The sequence below is a fragment of the Fibrobacter sp. UWH9 genome (genome assembly GCF_900129715.1).
Lineage (GTDB): Bacteria > Fibrobacterota > Fibrobacteria > Fibrobacterales > Fibrobacteraceae > Fibrobacter.
In genome coordinates, this window is record NZ_FQWP01000016.1 from 56,289 (window position 1) to 76,831 (window position 20,543).

At 52.1% G+C, this 20,543-nt stretch carries 16 protein-coding genes, 1 tRNA gene and 1 pseudogene; 5 read left to right on the forward strand and 13 right to left on the reverse strand.

Annotated elements, in window-relative coordinates; genetic code table 11:
* Window positions 1–31 precede the first annotated feature (31 nt).
* Window positions 32–1,117 (forward strand): serine hydrolase domain-containing protein, encoded by a 1,086-nt coding sequence (locus tag BUB94_RS12240; protein WP_073237475.1) that lies wholly within the window; start codon window positions 32–34, stop codon window positions 1,115–1,117.
* 110 nt (window positions 1,118–1,227) lie between these two features.
* On the opposite strand, the gene BUB94_RS12245 is transcribed toward BUB94_RS12240, so the two are convergent.
* The 10 genes from BUB94_RS12245 to BUB94_RS12290 form a co-directional block, all read right to left on the reverse strand.
* A complete protein-coding gene (locus BUB94_RS12245) occupies window positions 1,228–1,698 on the reverse strand; it encodes a TraR/DksA family transcriptional regulator (RefSeq protein WP_073161186.1) in 471 nt (156 codons plus the stop codon).
* 88 nt (window positions 1,699–1,786) lie between these two features.
* Window positions 1,787–2,704: an MlaD family protein gene (locus BUB94_RS12250; RefSeq protein WP_073161187.1), complete on the reverse strand. Its 918-nt coding sequence runs from the start codon at window positions 2,702–2,704 to the stop codon at window positions 1,787–1,789.
* Entirely contained in the window at window positions 2,697–3,728 is a 1,032-nt protein-coding gene (gene hprK, locus BUB94_RS12255; RefSeq protein ID WP_073161188.1) for an HPr(Ser) kinase/phosphatase, read from the reverse strand. The genes BUB94_RS12250 and hprK overlap by 8 nt, the downstream gene beginning before the upstream one ends.
* 34 nt (window positions 3,729–3,762) lie before the next feature.
* Window positions 3,763–4,080 carry a ribosome hibernation-promoting factor, HPF/YfiA family gene (gene hpf, locus BUB94_RS12260; RefSeq protein WP_073161189.1) on the reverse strand — a complete coding sequence of 106 codons (318 nt, stop codon included), beginning with the start codon at window positions 4,078–4,080 and terminating at the stop codon, window positions 3,763–3,765.
* Window positions 4,081–4,238: 158 nt separating this feature from the next.
* Window positions 4,239–5,909: an RNA polymerase factor sigma-54 gene (rpoN, locus tag BUB94_RS12265; protein ID WP_073237477.1), complete on the reverse strand. Its 1,671-nt coding sequence runs from the start codon at window positions 5,907–5,909 to the stop codon at window positions 4,239–4,241.
* 67 nt (window positions 5,910–5,976) lie between these two features.
* Window positions 5,977–6,714, reverse strand: coding sequence for an LPS export ABC transporter ATP-binding protein (lptB, locus tag BUB94_RS12270; protein ID WP_083538271.1), 738 nt, complete (start codon window positions 6,712–6,714; stop codon window positions 5,977–5,979).
* On the reverse strand, window positions 6,711–8,207 hold the full coding sequence (locus tag BUB94_RS12275; protein WP_073161191.1) for an LptA/OstA family protein: 1,497 nt from the start codon (window positions 8,205–8,207) through the stop codon (window positions 6,711–6,713). Before BUB94_RS12275 ends, lptB begins: the two co-directional genes overlap by 4 nt.
* A gap of 3 nt (window positions 8,208–8,210) precedes the next feature.
* Complete coding sequence (lptC, locus tag BUB94_RS12280; protein ID WP_254793732.1) at window positions 8,211–8,966, reverse strand: LPS export ABC transporter periplasmic protein LptC; 756 nt, start codon at window positions 8,964–8,966, stop codon at window positions 8,211–8,213.
* Window positions 8,967–9,131: 165 nt separating this feature from the next.
* A complete protein-coding gene (locus BUB94_RS12285; RefSeq protein WP_073161192.1) occupies window positions 9,132–9,479 on the reverse strand; it encodes a hypothetical protein in 348 nt (115 codons plus the stop codon).
* 154 nt (window positions 9,480–9,633) lie between these two features.
* Window positions 9,634–9,722, reverse strand: a tRNA-Ser gene (locus BUB94_RS12290).
* Between the two features lie 75 nt (window positions 9,723–9,797).
* On the opposite strand from BUB94_RS12290, the gene BUB94_RS12295 reads away from it, so the two are divergent.
* From BUB94_RS12295 to BUB94_RS12305, 3 genes are read left to right on the forward strand one after another with little or no spacing between them, the layout of a single operon-like run.
* On the forward strand, window positions 9,798–13,085 hold the full coding sequence (locus BUB94_RS12295; protein ID WP_073237479.1) for a transglycosylase domain-containing protein: 3,288 nt from the start codon (window positions 9,798–9,800) through the stop codon (window positions 13,083–13,085).
* Between the two features lie 53 nt (window positions 13,086–13,138).
* Window positions 13,139–14,389, forward strand: a complete 1,251-nt coding sequence (locus BUB94_RS12300; protein WP_073237482.1) for a hypothetical protein — start codon at window positions 13,139–13,141, stop codon at window positions 14,387–14,389.
* The gene (locus tag BUB94_RS12305) at window positions 14,390–15,172 is read left to right on the forward strand and encodes a sulfite exporter TauE/SafE family protein (protein WP_073237484.1); all 783 of its coding nucleotides are present in this window, start codon (window positions 14,390–14,392) and stop codon (window positions 15,170–15,172) included.
* Window positions 15,173–15,337: 165 nt separating this feature from the next.
* Here the strand turns inward: BUB94_RS12305 and BUB94_RS17205 are convergent.
* Together BUB94_RS17205 and nhaA are read right to left on the reverse strand one after the other, a co-directional pair.
* Window positions 15,338–15,544, reverse strand: a pseudogene (locus tag BUB94_RS17205) (GIY-YIG nuclease family protein); the annotation flags it as partial.
* Window positions 15,545–15,579: 35 nt separating this feature from the next.
* Window positions 15,580–16,944 carry a Na+/H+ antiporter NhaA gene (nhaA, locus tag BUB94_RS12315; RefSeq protein ID WP_073161197.1) on the reverse strand — a complete coding sequence of 455 codons (1,365 nt, stop codon included), beginning with the start codon at window positions 16,942–16,944 and terminating at the stop codon, window positions 15,580–15,582.
* Between the two features lie 211 nt (window positions 16,945–17,155).
* Here nhaA and BUB94_RS12320 point away from each other — a divergent pair, with 211 nt between their 5' ends.
* Complete coding sequence (locus tag BUB94_RS12320) at window positions 17,156–18,898, forward strand: PP2C family protein-serine/threonine phosphatase (RefSeq protein ID WP_249506389.1); 1,743 nt, start codon at window positions 17,156–17,158, stop codon at window positions 18,896–18,898.
* A 98-nt stretch (window positions 18,899–18,996) separates the two neighbouring features.
* Here the strand turns inward: BUB94_RS12320 and BUB94_RS12325 are convergent, their stop codons facing one another.
* Window positions 18,997–20,163 (reverse strand): ribose-phosphate diphosphokinase, encoded by a 1,167-nt coding sequence (locus BUB94_RS12325; protein WP_073161199.1) that lies wholly within the window; start codon window positions 20,161–20,163, stop codon window positions 18,997–18,999.
* Window positions 20,164–20,543: the final 380 nt, after the last annotated feature.

Here is a 20,543-nt window from a genome sequence, read left to right on the forward strand (position 1 = left end):
ATATAAGATTTATGAATTATATTTTTGGGCTATGAATTTTAATGAAAACAAGTTGAGCAACCTTTTAGACGAAGCAAAGGCCCAGAGCATATTCAACAAGGCCGTCGCCGGGTTCATCCTCCCAGACGGGACAAGAAAAATCCTTCACTTGGGCACTCCGGAAGACACCGTTTTCGACATTGCAAGCCTGACCAAGGTATGCCCCACTTCAACGCTAGCGCTTTGCCACATTCTCGAAGGGCGGCTATCCCCCGAGACCAAGGTCATCGACTATATTCCGGAATTAAGAACAAACTATCGTGAAGAAATCCGGATATTCCACCTCTTGACCCACAGCCTGGATTACAGGGTCCCCATGAAAACCTTGCGGGAACTTCCGGCCGAAAAAATCCTGGAAGCCCTCTACAATTACCAGTTCCAGGCTCCACCGGGCGCAGACTTCAACTACGGCAATCCGGCAAGCGTCCTTCTGGGCATTATCCTGAGCCGCCTTACAGGTATGGATTTACAGCAACAGGGACGTCTAACCTTTTTTGATCCGTTAAAAATGAACCGCAGTGGCTGGGATCCGCTTACAAGGGACTTCAACAGAATTCCCAAGGAAGAAATCGCCCCTACAGAAATCTGCGCATTCAGGAACCGCGAAATCCAGGGAGAAATCCACGATGAAAGCGCCTGGGTATTGCGACAGCTCTTCCCTGTAGGGAGCGCCGGCATGTTCAGCTGCGTACCGGACCTGCTGAAGTTCGTCCAGATGGTTCTTAACGACGGCACCGACCCCGTCAGCGGCGAGCGGATCGCCCCGGCAGGCCTGCTGGAACTGGTCAGCACCAACGCCTTCGACGCAGAAGGCCACCACACAAGCGCAGGTCCTGTCAACGCCTGTACCGCCCTAGGCTGGGAACTGTGCTCTCCCAAGTTCATGGGAACGAAATGCTCTCCACGCACCTTCGGAAAGACGGGCTTTACAGGAGCAAGCATCGTCGCCGACCCCCACAAGGGTGCTGCCGTGGTCCTCCTCAGCAACTTCACCTATCCCCATCGCGAAGCCAACGCAGACCGCATCCACGCTTTCCGTGCCGCCCTGGCCGACGCCTTCTTCGAAGACATCGGCTAGCCGCCCCACAAGCCGCAGACAACCTCCATAGGTACAGCAAAAGCCCCGCAAGTCCTACCGGACCTACGGGGCTTTTTTCAATCTCTAGAGAAAGACCGCACTAAAGGCAATTACTTGCTGGCATTGCGCTTCATCATCTCGCGGCGCTGTTCTTCAGCCAACAGGCGAGCCATTTCAAGACGGCTATCTTCCTTTTCCTTCTTCTTGGTCTCTTCCTTACAGTTTACGCACTTGGTAGCAGTAGGAACAGCCATCAGACGGGCCTTGGGAATCAGCTGGCCACAAACCTTACAGATGCCGAACGTACCCTTCTTAATACGCTTCAGGGCTTCTTCCAGGTACACCAGGTACTTGCCTTCGCGGGCAGCCAATTCGAAGTTTGTTTCGAGAGCGTTGTAGTCGGTAGCAAGGTCTGCACTATTGGATTCGCCACCGTCACCAGCCTGGACCTGGCTCTTGAAAGTCTCCGCCTTTTCGGACTCGCTCTGTGCGGTCACGATTTCGCGGCGTTTTTCAATCAGCATATCTTCAAAGAACTTGAGATCAGCGTCGCTCATTTTTACAGGTTTCTTTTCAGCCATGGTAAACTCCTTGGTTGTGAATTACTCTATCAATAGAGTGATAAATAACTTTTTTTTTTACAAAATAGTTTGTTTCTACTAAAAAAAATTAGAAAATGTCCACATTAAGCTTGACACCGTTCTTTTTTATATCGGAAAGCAGGGCATCTATGTCAACTGTCAGCTTTTCTATGCTCTTGCCGAATGCGCCATCCTGATCTAAAATCAGACCAGCCGTGTTGTCATCCTTGGACAATTTTATCAAAAGGTTAGCGCTCTGGTCCTTCATGTCCTTCAACTTAAGAAGCAAGGCGTCTACTCGGCCCAGCAGTTCCTCCACCTGGCCTACCTTGGAGCCACCCTGCACCACAACGCCGTCAAGCGCCTCCTTCACCTTGTTCAAGTCTTCATCCAGCTTGTCGAAGATGGCTTCCGCATCGGACTTCCAGGCCTTGACGTCCTTCTCGGCCACACTGATTACGTTCTTGCCCTTCTTGATAACCCTTTCGGTCCTCTTGCCGATGTCACCCTGAAAAACGGAATCCACGAACATGCGCAGGGCGTCCTTGATTTCAGCGACGTCATCCAGCATTCCCACCAGTTTGAGGCCCACACCCGACGTACCCTCATCATAGTGCCCCTTCAAGGTATCACCATCATGGATCAGGCGGGAATCATCCCCGGTTAGAACGCACATTTCACGTTCGCCCATCAAGCCAGAGTTAATCAACCTGAACTCGGAATTGACAGGAATCTTGGTGGTTGCATAGACCCGCGCCGTCACAAACACAGCATCCTCGGTCAACTCCACCTTGGTAATCTCGCCGGCACCGATACCGCGAACCTTCACCGGGTTCCCCGGCGACAGCGTACCGATAGCATCGTAACGCACCACGAAAGAGTAACGGGCATGGTAGGGGCTAGACGGGTGATAGTAATACCAGGCGCCAGCACATGCCAGCACCAGTATCACGAACACGATGGAGGGAATGATGTTTTCCCTGACAAGCCTCACGAATCTATTCATAGTATGACCAGTTCTCCGGGTCAAAATCTAGCAAATCCTCAACGTATTCGCCCTTGGCCTTGGCCTTGATCTTTTGCATGAGGGCTTCGTTAAAGTCTTCCGCCACATTGTGCCCGTTCATCTTCATCAAGGTGTTCATGGCAATGACTTCGGAAATCACCGTCAGGTTCTTGCCAGGCGCCACCGGAATGACGATCTTCGGGATGTTCACGCCCATGATGGTTTCCTGCTGCTCGTTGAGGCCAGTACGGTCATAACCGCCTTCCTGGCGCCACTGCTGCAATTCCACGATGGTTTCGATCTTCTTGGTCTTACGGATAGCGTGAATACCGAACATAGACTTGATATCCAGAATGCCAACACCGCGGATTTCCATATGATGCTTGATCAGGGGATCCGGTCGGCCGATAATGGAACGGCCCACATGACTGATATGGACTACGTCATCGGCAACCATGCGGTGACCGCTTTCTACCAGGTCCAGCACGCATTCAGACTTACCTACGTTACTGTCCCCCACGAACAGCATACCGATACCGTACACGTCCACAAGGCTTCCGTGAATCACGGCGTGAGGTGCAAAAAATTCTTCAAGAATACGCTGAGACAGCTTGATGAATTCGTAGGTATGGAGCGTCGTAGAGAACAGAGGTATTCCCAGGCGTTCACACATGGCCTTCAGTTCCGGATGAGGCATCTGGGCATGCGTCACCACCCACATGGGAGCCTTGAAATCCTTCAGGCCTTCAAAAACCTTGGCACGACCTTCAGAACCGATTGATTCCAGATAGTTCCATTCAGTATGTCCAACGACCTGAATCTGCTGGGAACTATAAACCGCCGTGTAGCCTGCCATGGCGAGGCCGGGTCTGTGAATACCACTTTCCGCAATGGGAGCGTCCATAAAACTTTCGGCAGTGTGGCAGGCCATCTGCAGGTCCTTGCCGTACCGACAAAAAAAGTCCCGCACCAGGAAGCGTTCCCGATGCAGGATCTTGATATCTTTCAGTCTTGATTCAGCCATAGACTAAAATTATACAATTTTAGCGCGGCTGTAATTAGACGACGTCAGACATAGGCTGAGCACGATGGTCATTCTGCTTGTCGTTCGCCTTCTTCAGCTGGACCTTGACACGTTCGAGGGTTACATCCACGGCCTTGCCCATATTTTCTTCGTCGGCAGAGGCTACAACCTGGGAGCCAACAATGTTCACGGTGATTTCGCAATGACGGCGATTTTCAACTTCGTGATCAAGGACGACGGAGGCGCTTGTGATATTCGGGTAGAAGCGAGCTAACTTGTCCATTTCTTCCTGAATACGATCCTGGAGACCTGCAGATGCGTTAAAGTGGCGAGCAGAAAACTGAATATCCATAGTAAAAACCTCCGTAGAAAAAAGTGAATATCTGCGAGGCGAAGCGCCTCACGTTTAGGTATATACATCTTTTTACTTCAGAAAACCAATAGGAGCCGTCATTTTTGTATAAAAGAAATGCTCCAACTTGGAATAATGGGGGTGCAGGCCCATTGAATTTACTTTAAGATCTTGCGCTGACTTGCCGTAAGAATCTTCAGGGAATTTTCACGGTACTTCGCAACGGTACGGCGAGCCACCTTCATTCCCATTTCCGCAAGTTTGTCGGAGATAGCCTGGTCAGAAAGAGGCTTTCGCTTGTCTTCCTCATCGATCATCTTCTTCATGGCGTCAAGAACCTGGGCAGAACCGAGAATTTCCTCTTCTGCTCCGGAACTGGATTCGGCACTCCCTGCAGAGGGCTTCTGCTTGATACCCGAAGTAAAGAAACGCTTCAGTTCATAAACACCGTAAGGGGTATCCACAAACTTTCCGTTAGTCACTCGATTCACGGTACTCACATCGCGCTTTACGTCGTCTGCAATATCCTGCAGCACCATGGGCTTCAAAAAGGCAGGGCCCTTAGAGAAGAACTCCTTCTGACGTTTAAGGATCGCCTGCATGACCAGTTCCATGGTAGAGTAGCGGTTATCTACCGCCTTCATGAATTCCATGGCCTTGTTCAGGTGGGTCTTCACATAGTCACGGTCAGACTTGGAGGCATTCTTGTCGTCGATAATGGCCTTGTAGGTCTGATTGATGCGAAGGCGTTTCTGCATGGGGGAACGGACCGCTTCCGCAGAGAACTTTCCGCGTTTTTCAATAATTTTAAGATCGGCGGATACCGTCTGGATGCGTGCGTTAGACAGAGAGAATCCCGGATGGGGATTCAGCCTTGCAAAGCTGGCAATAGCCTTCTGCACAGATTCCGTCGGTTCGCCAAGGGCCTTTCCAATCTTGGCGTAGCGAAGTTCCAGAAGGTCTTCATAGCAGTTTTCAAGAATCTTGATGGCCAGGGGAGAAAAGTTGGGAATGCCGTAAGCCTGAATCAAGAAACACTCACGCTGGTCGCGGGCACCGATTCCACGGGGATTGAAACCCTGCAGCACATGCAAGGCCTCTTGCACCGGAAGGGAACATTCTTCCAGCTTCTTCTCGCCACGAATCATGGTTTCAATTTCATTGATAAATTCATCGTCAGAAATATTGATGGGGGCGTTTTCCTGTTCGCCCACCTGCAAGAAACCATCTTCGTTCACGGAATCGATCAGGTATTCAACCAGTGAACGGAATCGCTTTTCAGAACAGTTATTTTTTGCCAGTTCTTCCAGCTGGTCGCGAGTTCCAGACCAAAGCATCAGCTGGTCGCGAAGTTGTTCCTGAAGGCTCTTGCCGTTATCCTTGATGGGGCGGTCCCATTCGTCATCGGCTTCAGCATTACCCGCATTCAAGTCCTTGAAGGGTGCGTCATCGGAACCGGTTCCGTCAGAAAAAAGCTGTTCGTAATTCACATCGCCATCGGAACCATCCAAAAGTCCGCGATCCACCAGGGCGCTATCATCCAGAGAGCCGCTTTCACGATCGTCGGCATCGCCATAGGCGTCATTGTCAGCAGAGGATTCGCCAGAACGTTCCGCCCCGGATTCCGAGAGTTCTTCATCGCGAACTTCACGTTCCTCGTCAGGCATGGAATCATCCAGTTCCAGAAGGGGATTGCTTTCCAGCTCATCCTTGATGGCGGTTTCCAGTTCCAGGGACGTTTTCTGAAGGATATTGATGGACTGCAACAACTGGGGCGAAAGGGTCTGCTCCAGTCGCTGACTCGTGCCTAAGTTCATTCCTAAATCCATAAAACCGTCCTTAAAACTTTCAATAATTTATATTTATAAAATTTGCATTTCCTATATGCAAACCCAATTAATCCAATCTAAAGCTATCGCCGAGGTAAATACGTCTTGCCTCGGGGTCGTTCGCCAAATATTCAGAGGAGCCTTCCGTAAGAACCTGGCTCTTGTACATAATGTAGGCCCGGTCCGTAATGGAAAGGGTTTCACGCACGTTATGGTCTGTAATGAGGACTCCCATACCGCGGTCCTTCAACCCGGAGATGATGCCCTGGATATCGGCCACGGCAATGGGGTCGATACCGGCAAAAGGTTCATCCAGCAGAAGGAAGCTGGGGTCGCTGGCCAAAGCACGCGCGATTTCAAGACGGCGACGTTCGCCACCGGAACAGCTCATAGACTTGGTCTTGCGAATGTGGGTAATCTTGAATTCTTCCAGGAGCTGCTCCAGACGAACCTTGCGTTCACGGCGCTTCATGTCCTGAGTTTCAAGAATGGCCATAATGTTATCTTCTACGCTAAGCTTGCGGAAGATGGAAGCTTCCTGAGGAAGATAACCGATGCCAAGTCGTGCGCGCTTGTACATGGGCTTGTCGGTCATCTCGATATCATCAAGAAAGATATGTCCAGACTCAGGGCGGACCATTCCCACGATCATGTAGAAAGACGTGGTCTTGCCGGCACCATTGGGGCCAAGAAGGCCGACAATCTCACCCTGCGACACACGGATAGAAACGTCGCTTACGACCTGACGGCCACCATAAACCTTTCGCAGGTGTTCTGTGCGTATGGTACTGACAAGGTTCTTCACTTTTTTTCCTCTACATGCTTAGAATTTACATTCACCGCGGATGAATCCGATGGAGTTTTTTCTGATTTTTTTCTGGACCGATTCCTGTCCAACAAAGCCTTCTTGAAAGCCGACGGCTTTTTCGCGGGTTGCACTTCCCGCTCCTTACTATCGATAGAAGCACCGGCTTCTGTCAACGAATCCGCCTTATTTTCTTTTTTTAATGAATCCACCTTCGCCAGGGAATCCTTCAGGGCAAGTTCCTTGTTACGGCGTTCCTTTTCCAGGTCAACATAACGGCCGCTGGCCATAGTGGAATTACCTAGAAGCTTCAGGGACTTTACTGCATTCTTCTGGGCGTCAAACAAGATATGGATGGTATCGCCCGATGCCTCATTCTTGCCAGACACGGAACGATCCTTCTTGATGTAGAAATAGGTACTCTGGGCCTTGCCGGAGACCACGGCCTTGTCCATCTTGCCCTTGTTAAAATACATGTCAAGGCGGTCGCCGTCCATCAAGTTTCTGTAATCCTGCAGGTCCGTCTCGTAAAAGAAACCGCGGGCGTTCAAGTTCACATAGAGGCGTTCAATCTTGTTTCCGCTGAATTCTGCAAAGAGGGTATCGCCAAAGGCTTCCGTCACGCTACCCGGAGCATTCCTCTTCGGTTCTTCCTGCTGGATGCCGTGGGCATTACGAATCACCAGCGCAGACTTCAGGGAGTTGCCGGTAGAATCCAGCACCAGGAAAATGGAGTCGCCCGTCAGGTGATAATTCTTCAGGTCGCAAGTCGGGTTGCCTTTCATCGAAAGCCAGTTATTCTTGCGGTCAAAATATCCCGTATCGCAAGTCACCACCATGTCGTTCTGGGTCAGCTTTACATGATTGAAAGCCTCGGCGTAATCGTCCTTCTTGCTGTAATTCATATTGTCAGCAGAAATGGCCACGTCCTTCTGGGTAATGGTCACATCGCCGCGGGCTTCCGCATAGCCATCTTTCTTGTTGTACACAATTCGCCTGGCCACAATCTTTACGGTATCCTCGCCGCCGGACTTGTTCTTCTCGAACTGGCGGAGCACCGGCTTTGTAGGCATGGTCAGGATTTCCTTTTCCTTATCATACTCCAGGTACTCGCCGGTAAAGTAGTAGGTATGGGCGGAATCACCAGCATGGACATCGCCGGTAGCGGTGGCGAGGCCACGTTTCTTCTGGTACACACCGTTGCGGGCATCGATATAACCCGAGGGGTGGGTAAACAGGAAGCCGCCATCACATTGGACCACTTCACCATCCTTATTCCAGATGGCGCGCTGGGTCTTGAACTGCACACTATCGTGAAGGAACTGCACACGGCCATGCAGCAAGAGAGTTCCGCGCTTGCGGGCCACCGCAAGACTGTCTGCATGCTTCATGATAATAGGCGAAGACTGCGCCACCGCCTCGCCCGAAAACAAGATCAGAATCGCAAACGCCAGGAACAGACCAAACTTGAAAGAACCAATGTATCGAGACATCTTCTAGTCCTTCGCCTCGTCTTTCTTCGTAAGGGTGCGCTTCCAGGATTTCTTAGGTCCAGGTTTTTTCTTGGCGCTGTCAGCCGGAGCCTGCGACGCAGAAGATTGCGGCACCCGTGTTCCAGAAGATGAAACCACGCGGACAGAACCAGCAGTCGGTCTAGCCCTCTGCAAACTATCGCGGGTCTCGATTTCGGAAGCCTGGTTCTTGTCCTCTTCCTTCAGGCGTTTAGCCGCATCCTGGAAAATGCCGGTCACGTCAGAAAGAATCCGCCAGTTGTCCATATGGGCGTCACTTTCGAAACCCTTGCCCTGAAGCACGTCGCCGTCTTCGCTAACCACACGAACATAACTGTCAGTCTTTACCAGGTTGTCCTTCTTGTTCCACAGGAGGGAATCGGAGCGGACCGAAGCCCCCTTGGGCGTCAGGGCATAAACGTGGCCATAGGCATACACATAGGTAAACTTCATATCCAGGCGGCCGGAATCGGCACGCAGGAACGCGGTACGTTCTCCCAGGGAATCGTAAATGTCCACCAGGACCGGCTTCACAAAGACAAGGTCCTTGTCGCCCCAACGTTCCAAATAGGCCGTCTTCAGTTTCCAGGCCTGCACACCCTTGTCGTAACTATCCAGAAGGGTGGTGTCGGTAAAAAGCATTTCCGGACGTTCCACCTGGATCCAGGGCTTTTCTTCTTCGATTTCCTCGCAACCGCACAGGAACAAAACGACCCACACCGGAACGAGAGCCAATCTCAAAAAAAATCTATGTCGCAAAATTCGTGCCACAATCAAAATTTAAAAATAAAGGAATGACTGAATCGCGCCAACATGGCCATAAAACAGCAAAAAAAGGGCCCGCGACCGAGGGACGCAGGCTCCTGATTTTTTACAGTATTTGTACGGAACAAAAACCAGTCTGACTTACTTGGACTTGGCTTCTTCCAATTCCTCTTCCAGTTTCCTGTTTACACCGTCCTGCTTCTCGCAGATGTTCTTCAGGTTGCCGATTTCCACGTCCATCTTGGCCACCTGATCCTTCAGGTCTTCGCACTGGGCGGCATAGGTCTGTTCGGATTCGATGCGGCTGTTCAGTTCCTTGCGGAGGGAATCCACGGAGCAGCGGAGGGTTTCCACGGCGTTTTCAGCATCCTTCAGGGCGGGATTTTCTGCGTTTCCTTCACAACTGCAAGACGACTTCAGCTTCTTGGAAACAGCAAGGGCGGCAGCAGCGCCAAGGGCAAGACCGGCAAAAAAACTAGATGCTTTCATAGAGGACTCCTTAAAAAAATATTTACAACGGATATAATATCTCTTAAGAAAATGTAAAAGTCAATAGAAAACGCCCATTTTATGGGAAAATGTGATAAAATACCGCATACAATAAAACAAAAACCCCGAGTCTTGCGACTCGGGGTCTTTGCAGCGGGAAGAGCGAGATTCGAACTCGCGATAGGATTAAGTCCTATACGTCCTTAGCAGGGACGCGCCTTCGGCCAGCTCGGCCATCTTCCCATCTTGGGGGCACAAATTATACTTTATTTCTAACGCTTTTTCAAGGGGATTTCCCAAAATTTCTAACTTTTTTATATGCGTTTTCTAAAAAAGTTGTTGAAAATTGTGGCAGCATTTGCCCTGGTGGGCCTCATTTGCTGCATTCCCGTCTACATCCTGGTCTTTAAGGTGTTACCCGATAAGGATCCCGACAACCAGTTCAACAGGGAATCCATATTGCAGGTCCTTTCTGGCGAGACCCGCGTCTATTACAATGACGGCAACACCTTGCTAGGAGCCTTCTTTGACGCCAACCACCGTATCTATGTACCCTACGGCGACATCCCCTCCAATATCGTAAACGCCCTGGTGGCCGCCGAAGACGCCGGCTACTGGAACCACAACGGCTTCAGCATTTACGGTTTCACCCGCGCCATGGCATCAAACATCAAGGCAGGCCACATGCGTCAGGGCGGTTCCACCTTGACCCAGCAGACCGTCAAGAACATTTTCGGCCGCGAGGAACGCAGCATCAAGGAAAAGGGCAAGGAACTGATCAACGCCCTCCGCATGGAACGCCATTTCAGCAAGCAGGACATTCTTGAATTCTACCTGAACCAGTTCCACGTTTCCGGTACCGGTAAGGGTGTAGCCATCGCCGCCCAGTATTTCTTCAACAAGGAACTGAAGGAACTGAGCCTCGCCGAATGCGCCTTCATTGCAGGTTCCGTAAAGGGACCCTTCAACTACGACCCGTTCATCCAGCGTAGCGCCGAACGCCGCGAAAAGGCAATCAAGCGTGGCGAGGAACGTCTGCGTTACGTACTTGGCCGCATGGTCGACGAAAAGTACATCTCCGAAGAAGAAATGGCCGAAGCCCTGGAAACGCCGCTGCAGTTCAACCACGGCAACTTCCGCTTCTCTGTCAGCACCATCCTGGAACGCATCGAAGAAAAGCTGGACGGAGACTTCTTCAAGGCTGAATTCGAAAAGCATGGCATCGAAGACTGGCGCAAGGCTCAGCTGACCATCATCTCGACCCTCGACGAAAGATCCCAGGATGCCGCCAAGCGCGCCCTGCAGACAAATATCAGCGGACTCCAGATGCAGTTGGGCGGTTTCGTACTTCCCAAGTCCCAGTTCGCCAACAAGGCCCAGAGCGCCCGCCGCGGCGACTACCTCTACGGCGCCGTCGACAGCGTATTCGTGGATTCCACCGGCAAGCTGAAATCCCTCACCTTAAGTTTCGGCCAGCTTAAAGGTATCGTCACCGAAAAGGCCATCAAGGATTTCGCCGTACAGATCAGCGGTGACGCCCGCAAGCCCGGCGACGTGAACAAGGCTCTGGCACCCCAGTTGAAGAAGGGGGCCATCCTCCTGGTCAGCATTCTGGACGTAGAAAAAATCAACGGTTACGTTCCCTGCAAGATCGAGACGGAACCTGTATTGCAGGGTGGCCTCTTCGCCATTAAGAATGGCCAGGTAGTCGCAACCCAGGGTGGTTTCCACAACACCGGATTCGACAGAAGTTTCAAGGCATTGCGTCAGCTGGGCTCCAGCTGGAAACCCCTGCTCTACGCATTGGCTCTCAAGTACAACTACAATTACCTGGACCCGCTTGAAAACGACTTCAACGTATTCCAGTTCACGAACCAGTTCTACTTCCCTCGCCCCGACCACAAGAACAAGGGCGACATCGTAAGCATCGCCTGGGCCACCACCCGTTCCGAAAATATCGCCAGCATCTGGCTGCTGGAACACCTGCTGGACAAACTCAGCCCCGAAGAATTTGACGCCGTCGCCAAGGAAAACGACTACGCCCGATTCGACAACGAAGAACGCAAGGCCTACTTTGAAAGACTCCGCGACAAGTTCGGTCTAACCTTGAAGGAAGAAGTAAAGAAGGAAATCGAATTTACCAAGGCCAAGTTCGCCCTCATCGAACGTTACAAGGGCGAAGGCAAGGACGCCAAGGCCAGGGCCGTCATCAACCTGCGCTACGGCACCCACAACGACATCGCCATGAAGCAGTCCAAGAAGGATGCCCAGACCGTCAAGTTCATCCAGCACAACTACAAGAGCTATTATGAAAAGCTCCGTGCCCGCGAGGCCCTGGAACTGGATCCGGATATGGCAGCCCAGCTTCCGCCTCTGGAATCCGTGGAACTGTTCCCCGACTTTACTATGGCCGACATGAAGCGTCTGACCACCATGATCGAACCCGTCGATGGCGAAGCCGATTACCTGGATGCAGACCACATCCGTTTCTGGCCCGACTACAGACGTTCCCTGGCCATGGCCGACTACGCACGCTTCGCCAAGGAAATCGGCATCCACCAGAAGTTGCAGAAAGTGTTCAGCATGCCCCTGGGCGTAAACGAAATTACCCTGTCAGAAATTTCTACCGCATACCAGACCCTGCTTACCGGCAAGATCTACAAGAGCCTGGATGGCGACTGGACCGACCCCAGCTTTATCAAGGAAATCAAGAATCGTGACGGCACCACCATCTTCAAGAACAAGATGGAATCCAAGACCATCCTCGACGACAACATTACAACCCAGATGGCCGTAATGCTCCACTCCGTATTCAGCAACGGTACAGCACGCAGCCAGTATAACGCCATTACGGTTACTTCCCCCGATAGCACCGTCAGCCTGCGCTACCCTGCATTGGGCAAGACCGGTACTACAAACGACTACAGAAACGTGGCCTTCATGGGCGCGATACCCACCTACAGCGGCGAAAAGAACGGAGCCACTTTGGACTCTGTCGTGGCCATCGGTAGCTACGTGGGCTTCGACAACAACAAACCTCTTAAGTCTGGACGTACCCGCATTGCAGGTGCCTCTGGCGGTCTCCCCCAGTGGGCAGCCTTCGCCAAGGAAGAAATTGAAATCATGGGCACTCCCAAGAAGGTGGACTTCCTGGATATTTCTGTTCTGGCCGCAGGCGAAGTCCCGCTGCAGCTAGGCAATGAACGAGGCGAACTTGTAGTAGATCCCATGACCGGTATGACTCTTGCCGGGGCCAGCGCCGAAGCAGGACGCCCTCTCCCCTGGATCGACATTCCGGGCTACACTCCTCCGCAAGTGCAGGAAATGGCCGCGGAATCTGCAGCAGAATCCGGCATCATGGTTAGCTTACCCATGCCCGCTGCAGAACAGCCCGAAGCCTCCACCGCCCCAGCAGAGGTCGCAGCATCGGATTCCACAAGCGCACAGGCTCCCGCAACAGAAGCAACTGCAGCAGCGGAACCCGCACCTCACGCACCGTCTGTTACACCGGCACCGGCCGCAGCCGCCATGCCCAAGGATGATGACTGGGATCTGCCCGAAGGATTCAATGGCAACAACGCATTTGTTCCTATCGAGGCCGAATAAGTTTTTAGCCCTTTGAAAAAGTTCAGGACGATTTTAAAACAAAGGATCTTTGTATGAATTTCAGTTCTCGTATTTTTTTAAGTACCGCAGGAATCGCAGCAATGGGACTTTCCCTTTCTGCATGTACAGGAGCCCCCGCCCCCTGCACCGAGCCTGAAAACACAGAACAGCAATCCTCTCAAGGAGCACAGCAGGCAGCACCCGAGCAAGTTCAGGAGCAGTCCTCCTCTGCGATTTCTGAATCTAAACCTCAGCAAACCGCAGCACCCTCCTCCAGTTCAGCAGTCCCTAAGAACGAACTTGTTTCCCAGTCTGCGGAACCCGCCCAGCAGTCCTCATCCTCTATGGCCTCCGCCCAGGAAAAGGTCTCGGAAAATGAACCCATGGCCCTTACGGTCATCGACCCCTACACGGCGTTCCCCGCCATGGCAAACGAAGTTTTCGAATACGCCGATAGTTTGTACAAACAGGGTAAGGTCGACGACGCTGTAAAATATCTCCAGCGTTTCCGCGTCATCAAGCCCCTGTGGAATCAATGGGAAAATCAGGCCGACTCCATGCTGGCCGAATTCGGAAAGACCAATGCGGAACGCGCAAAGCAGTTCGAGCCGCTGGTCCTTGAAATTCAGAACATGAACCGCGCCCGTTCCAACTACAGTCTGGTGGCCGAAGCCGCCGATAACCTCATCGCGCTGGTTCCCGGCGATTCCCTGACCAACTTCGCCAACCAGCAAAAACAGATCGCCTACAACAACACCCTGGACAAGGCCCGCAAGGAAAAATCCGAAATCCTCAAGTTGGCAAACGACCAGGCAAAGTTCACCGAAGCAGAACAGAAAGCCTTGGAATTCCAGATGCGTTATCGCGACTTCGAAGACCCACTTAAGATCCAGGCCATGATCGACGACATCCGCAACATGTCCGCCAACAACGACGCCGAAGCCGCCGCCTACTGGCAGAAGAACGATCCCGCCGAAGCACTTGCCAAGGCAAAGGACCTAGTGGAAAAAAACAAGTTCGCCGAAGCCAAGGAACTTCTGAACAAGCTCAAGTCCAGCCCCCTCCGCAAGGAAGCCATCGAGGAATACAACAAGCTGGCCGACGCCTACTGCAACGCCCAGCGCAAGACCACAAGCCAGCTCTTCGGCAAGGCCCAAAAACAGAAGGACGCCGCAAAGAAGGCCGCCCTCCTGAACGAAGCCATCGCCTCCCTGGATAAATGTCTGGCGGAATATCCCGACAACTCCCAGAAGCAAAAGGTGATCGACAACAGGAACTTCCTGCAGAAGGAACTGAGCAAGTAAATGACCGCAGCATCCGCAGATTGGTGGCAGTACGGCCAGTATCCCGCTTTCTTTATCCTGGGCGCTGTCGTCAGCCTCATCAATAGCATCGCCGGCGGCGGAAGTTCCCTCAGCCTTCCCATCATGATCTTTCTGGGAATGCCCCCGACCGTGGCCAACGGCACCAACCGCATCGGCCTCATCATCGGAAACCTGAGCAGCGTCCACAACCTGGCAAAACACGGCTACCTGAACAAGAAACTCTTCAAGCAGCTATTCTGGCCCTCCCTGGTGGGAGCCCTCCTTGGCGTAGGATTTCTCGCAAACATCGGCGACAAGGTATTCCAGGCCATTATCGCCGGAGCCATCTGCCTGGTAGTCATCATGAGCCACACCCGCAATGACCTGTTCGGAAAGCCCCCTGCAAACCCGCCCGAAAAATTGACCCTGGGCGGAGCCATCGGGTTCGCCCTGGTTTCAGTCTACGGATGTATCGTGCAGATTGGCGTTGGATTCGTGCAGATCTTTAGCCTCACCCGCTACACCGGTCTAGACCCCATCCACGTAAACGCCCTCAAGAACTGCCTCACAACCGTATTCCTGGTGGTCAGCACCGCGGTTCTCGCATTCACCGGAAAAGTGAACTGGCCCATCGCCATCGTCATGTCAGCCGGCGCCTGGTGTGGCGGTTATTTCGGCAGCGCCCTCCAGCGCAAGAAAGGCAACAAGTTCATCCAGAATTTTATCAGCGTCTGCAGCCTGGTCATGGCAGCCTACCTGGTGGTGGACCTGGTCCTTCAGTAAATCAGATTTCGCAGGAATCAAGATTCTTTTTTTTGGGGGGATAAGCGGGCGTTTTACCGCAAACCTGGAACCCCTCCGGGGTTTTAAAAGCTGGTCGAGACTTCCCATCAGAACCGCTTCCAGAGTCTTGTCTCCGGCTGCAAGAACTTCCTTGTCGGATCGTTTCAGCTTCTTGATTCGAGCCTCTAACCGCAAGGCATGCTCCTTGGATTCCAGCTCAAAAGTTCGCAGAATACACTCCGGCGGAAAAGCCTTGGTAAAGCGAGCCCCCTTGCCAGTCAGATGCTGCTGAAAACGGGCCTCCACATCCACGGCATAACCCGTGTAGATGCGATTCCCCTTACAACGAAGCATGTATACAAAATGCGGCATTATTAAAAAAGGGCGGTTACCCGCCCGATTATATCTTAGTGGTGACCGTGTCCTTCAGGTTCATCCTTGCTCGGCTTAGAAACCAAGCTCATATAGATGGTACCCAGGATGGCGGCACTGAAGCTTCCCAGCAGAATGCCCAGCTTTGCGGAATCCTGACGATCGCCAACATCGAAGGCGAGACTTGCCACGAACAGAGCCATGGTAAAGCCGATACCGGCCAACATGCCACCGCCCCACAGAGCCTTCCAGCTGTAGCTCGGACGCTTTGAAATACCGATCTTCACAGAGAGGAAGCTGAACAGGAAAATGCCGATAGGCTTACCGAATACCAGAGCCAGGGCAACAGCGCCCATCACGGGAACTTCCACACCGCCAAGCTTGATTTCGACACCGGCATTGGCCAAGGCGAACAGCGGCATAATGAAGAAGTTGACCCAGGGAGCCAAAGTCTTGTAGAGGCGTTCCTGCATAGAAATACTTTCCTTGGCGCCCTGCTTCAGCAGGCTGAACACGCGATATTTCTCTTCGCTGTCGGTAGCTTCGCCAGAAAGAACGTGACCCACATTATTTGCAAACAGGCCCATCTTGCCGCCGGCAATCACAGCCCTGGCCGGAACGGAAAGACCAAGCAGCACACCCGAAATAGTGGGATGCACGCCGCTCTTTACGAAGAAGGCCCACACAGCTACGCCGATTACGCCATGGAGCAGCAAGTTGCGAACACCCAGACGGAACAGCACATTGATCAAGACCAGCAAGGCAACGCCAGTACCCAGAGCGGCAAAGCTGATACCGTCACCGCTGGGGTAGCCAATGGCAATCACGAGAATGGCACCGATATCGTCGGCGATAGCCAAAGTCAAAATCATCACGCGGAGAGCATGGGGCACCTTCTTGCCAAGGATAGCCATACAGCCAACCACGAAAGCGATATCCGTTGCCGTGGGAATACCCCAACCACGAGTCGCGTCCGTACCTGTCAGACCGTTTACAGCCAAGTAAATCAAAGCCGGGAAAAGCATACCGCCGGCAGCCGCGAGAATCGGAAGACTTGCAGCCTTCGGATCGCGAAGTTCGCCGTAAGTCATCTCGCCCTTCACCTCGAGACCCACGTTAAAGAAGAAGATGGTCATCAAGGCATCATTGATCAGCCAATGCAAATCAGCAGTACCAAGCCAGCTACCGATAGTCACGGCAAAAGGCATGTGCCATACATGATGATAGGACTCAGGGCTGAGATTAGCCCACAGCAAAGCTGCAATGGTCATAATGATAAGAACGATACCGCCAGTAGTCTCCACCTTCATGAGACGTTCAATGGGGGTAAGGATCTTGCGGACCGGAGTTTCCGGGAAAAGTTCTTCGATGCGATCGCTGCTAGTCACTTTTGCGGACATACACACCTATGGTTGATTGTTTTTGTTTTTTCAGCCCTTGCACATTAAAGATAATCAAAATTTTTTTTTAGTCTACGCAATTCGCCACCGAATTCACCCTAAAGACCACCATCTCAAAATGTGCCATAACGCACTAAAAGTTTTATAATATAAATCACCATTTCGTAAGTAAATTATATTAAACTTGAAAAATTCTTGCGGATATTGTCAAATGAAAGAAAGAATGAAGAAACACCCCCTTCTGACCAAAGTCGTTATCGCCCTACTCTGTGGACTTACCTTCTATTTGTTAGGTTTCCCCTGCCGAATATTCCTCAAGATTTCGGATACGACGGAAGTCCGCCTGGTTGCAGCCCTCCCCATGCTGTTTTCCATGACCTTCGGTCTCCCCGGAGCCCTGGGCTGCGCATTCGCAAACCTCTTCTCCGACATCCAGTCAGGATACTCCGCCGCCGTCTTCATACCGGGATTCCTCATCCAGATTATCTACGGGTACATTCCCGCCAAAGTTTGGCATTACCTCCGCCGCAATAACATCAACAAGTTCCGACTGAACCGAGTCCACAAAGTCGTAGAATACCTCATCATATCCACGGCAGACGCCCTCCTTGTGGCGTTCCTTATCTGTCTGCTATTAAAGTGTGTCGGCCTCCCGTCGAATTTTATCCTGGGCGAAAATATCTTCTTCAACAACTTGCTGGCGATGATCGTAATGGGCATCCCCTACCTAAGCCTATCCTCCGTCGTGTTCCAGTATAAGTACCACCGCGCTTCCCCCAGGAATACCATCCTCTCGTTCTCCCTTAACGAAAAATTCCTGCTGTTCATACTCCTGCTGAGCATCCTCATTTCTATCTGCTCCGGTATCGCCGCTTATAACGTGTTCCACTATAGGTACAACCTCAGCAATCTGGACCTATGGAACAAGGTCTACTACAGTGCCGTCATTACCTTGAACATCCTCATTTGGGGAAGCCTTATCCATCTGCGGTTTATCGAAAGCACCGTTATCAAGCCCATCGAAAAGATGAGTGAAATCGCCATGATATTCAGCCACGATTCAACCATGGAAAAGAAGCTGGAGGAAATCTCCAACAAGTGCGAAAAGTACCTGAAGTATACCACCGAAATCGGCGCCCTTTCCCGCTCCTACGTAGACATGTCCCGCAAGATCGATGACTACCTGAACCACATTATGGCAATGACGGCGGAAAAGCAGAAAGAACATACGGCCCTTGAAATTGCGACAGCCATCCAGCTGGCGGCCCTCCCCAAGCCACTCCACTCCAAACGATTTGAAAACTACGCCATGATGGACCCCGCCCTAGAAGTTGGCGGTGACTTCTATGACTTCTTCTTTATCGACGAAGACCACATCGCCCTCTGTATCGCCGACGTATCCGGCAAGGGCATCCCCGCAGCATTATTCATGATGGTCAGCAAGATTATCCTGCGCCACAACCTGATGAACGGCTACTCTCCAGCCGAGGCCCTGGTACGAACCAACCAGGAAATCTGCGAAAACAATACCGTCGACATGTTCGTCTCCATCCTCTGCGGCGTTCTGGACCTAAAGACAAACGTCCTCACCTTCTGCAATGCGGGCCACGAAAAGCCGGCACTCCTGAAGAAGGGCAAAGAATTCTACCTGGCCCAAATCAAGAGCTTCTTTGTAGTCGGCGGCATGCCTGGCATCAAGTACCAGAACTTCGAATTGCAAATGGAACCCGGCGACATCATGTTCACCTACACCGACGGCATTCCCGAAGCCATGAACGAAAACAACGAGGAATTCGGCAACGATCGAATGCTGGCCGCACTGAATGCCTCCAAGGACAAGCCCCTGGAACAACTCTGTAAGGACGTTCGCGAGGCCGTCAGGACCCATGCCGGCAAGGCTCCCCAGTTTGACGACATTACCATGGTGGCATTCCGAATTAATGAAGGAACCTAGGTATAATCGCAAACAGAAAAATCTAACCCATAGAAAAAGCCTCGGACCAAGTCCGAGGCCTTCTTCAAATCGCTTACATTAAACCGTATCGATTCAGACTAGAACTGCTGAGGCGGCCAACGGGGATTCTTGGAGCTCATGTCGATCTTGTAGAAATCGCGTTCGAAGCGTCCATCGTCCATGCCGTAAGTCTGCATGATATGGCGAGCCATCCACTTGCCCAGCTTCAGCACGGTGAGCTTCTTGCGGAGACGACCCTGGCAGTCACGATTCATGATGTCGGGGAGAGTGGAGGTGGTCAGAATTTCATCGATAGCGGGGCTGTTCAGCTTTTCACGAGCTTCTGCACTGGTGTGGAAGTGGGTGACGCCGAAGCACACGCGGTTGGGATGACCCTTCTTGATGTGTTCGCAGCACTGCACGATAGTAGTACCGGTACGGACCATGTCATCGAACACGATCACGTCCTTACCTTCAATTTCATCGATGCTGATGTCAGAAAGTTCCGGGTTGAAAGTCATGGAGATTTCACGTTCGCCAGTACGTACCTTGTCCATCACCACGCGCTTGCATTCGGGGAGCTGGAGAGCATCGAACACAGCGTTCATGAAAGGACGTGCGCCCTTATCCGGAGAAACGATCACCAGGTTGTTACCATCCTTACCAGTCTGCACGAAGTTGCTGTTCTTGATGTAGTGTGCATAGACATCGGTAGGAATCAGGTTGTGGAAATGACCTTCGAAAATATCGTTGAACAGGTTCTGAACCTTGATGCTGTGGTTGTGGCAGGTAACAACAGCGTCCACACCAGCCTTCTTCAGAAGATCGGCATAGAGCAAGCTAGTGAAAGCCTGACCATCAAACTTCTTGAGGTCGATATCCGGGCGATCCTTTTCCAGTTCGCCAATACGGTGGGGACCGCGGTCCTGTGCGGAGTAGAACAAATCCGGTTCTACGAGAACAACCTGTTCGGCGCCGTTATCCTTGGCAGCGCGGGCCAGGATGCAGTTACGCATAGCGTAGTCGTTACGACTACGTTCATGGTTAGAAACAGAGCAGATCAAGACAATCTTGCCTTCCAGACGGCGGCCGATATGTTCGATATCATCGGCATCCAGCATATAGCGGGGGCAGAATTCAGAGTTGGCGAAAGTCTTCAGGGAGACCACGTCGGAAATGTCTTCGCGGAGACCGATGTACTGAGCCATATCAATGGCAAACGGATCATCGGTGAAGTTGCCGGTCACGATAAAACGATCTGACATAAGATTGCCTTAATTTAAGGTTTTTTGGGGGTTAGTGGCCCAAATATAGATAGATTAGGACATCCTTGCAAGTAAGGCAACGCAATACATATCTATTACACAAATTGATAGACAGCTTTTTGAGGGGATGATTCGTCGGGCAGGCCCCGCAAACCTGGGGACAGGCGGAAAGGCCGCCGGCAGGGTCCGCCTTTCCCGGTAAGCCTCCTGCGACAGCTCATGGCCTGCGCCTGGCGACGGCAGGTGCGGTGGGCCGAAGCCGTCATGTACGGCGGGCGATGCCCGCGTCGACGCCCCGGCGCGACGGCGATGGACATAAACAAGAAAGGGCCCCCCGAGGTTTTTCCTCGGGGGGCCCGTGAATCCAGCGGCGACCTACT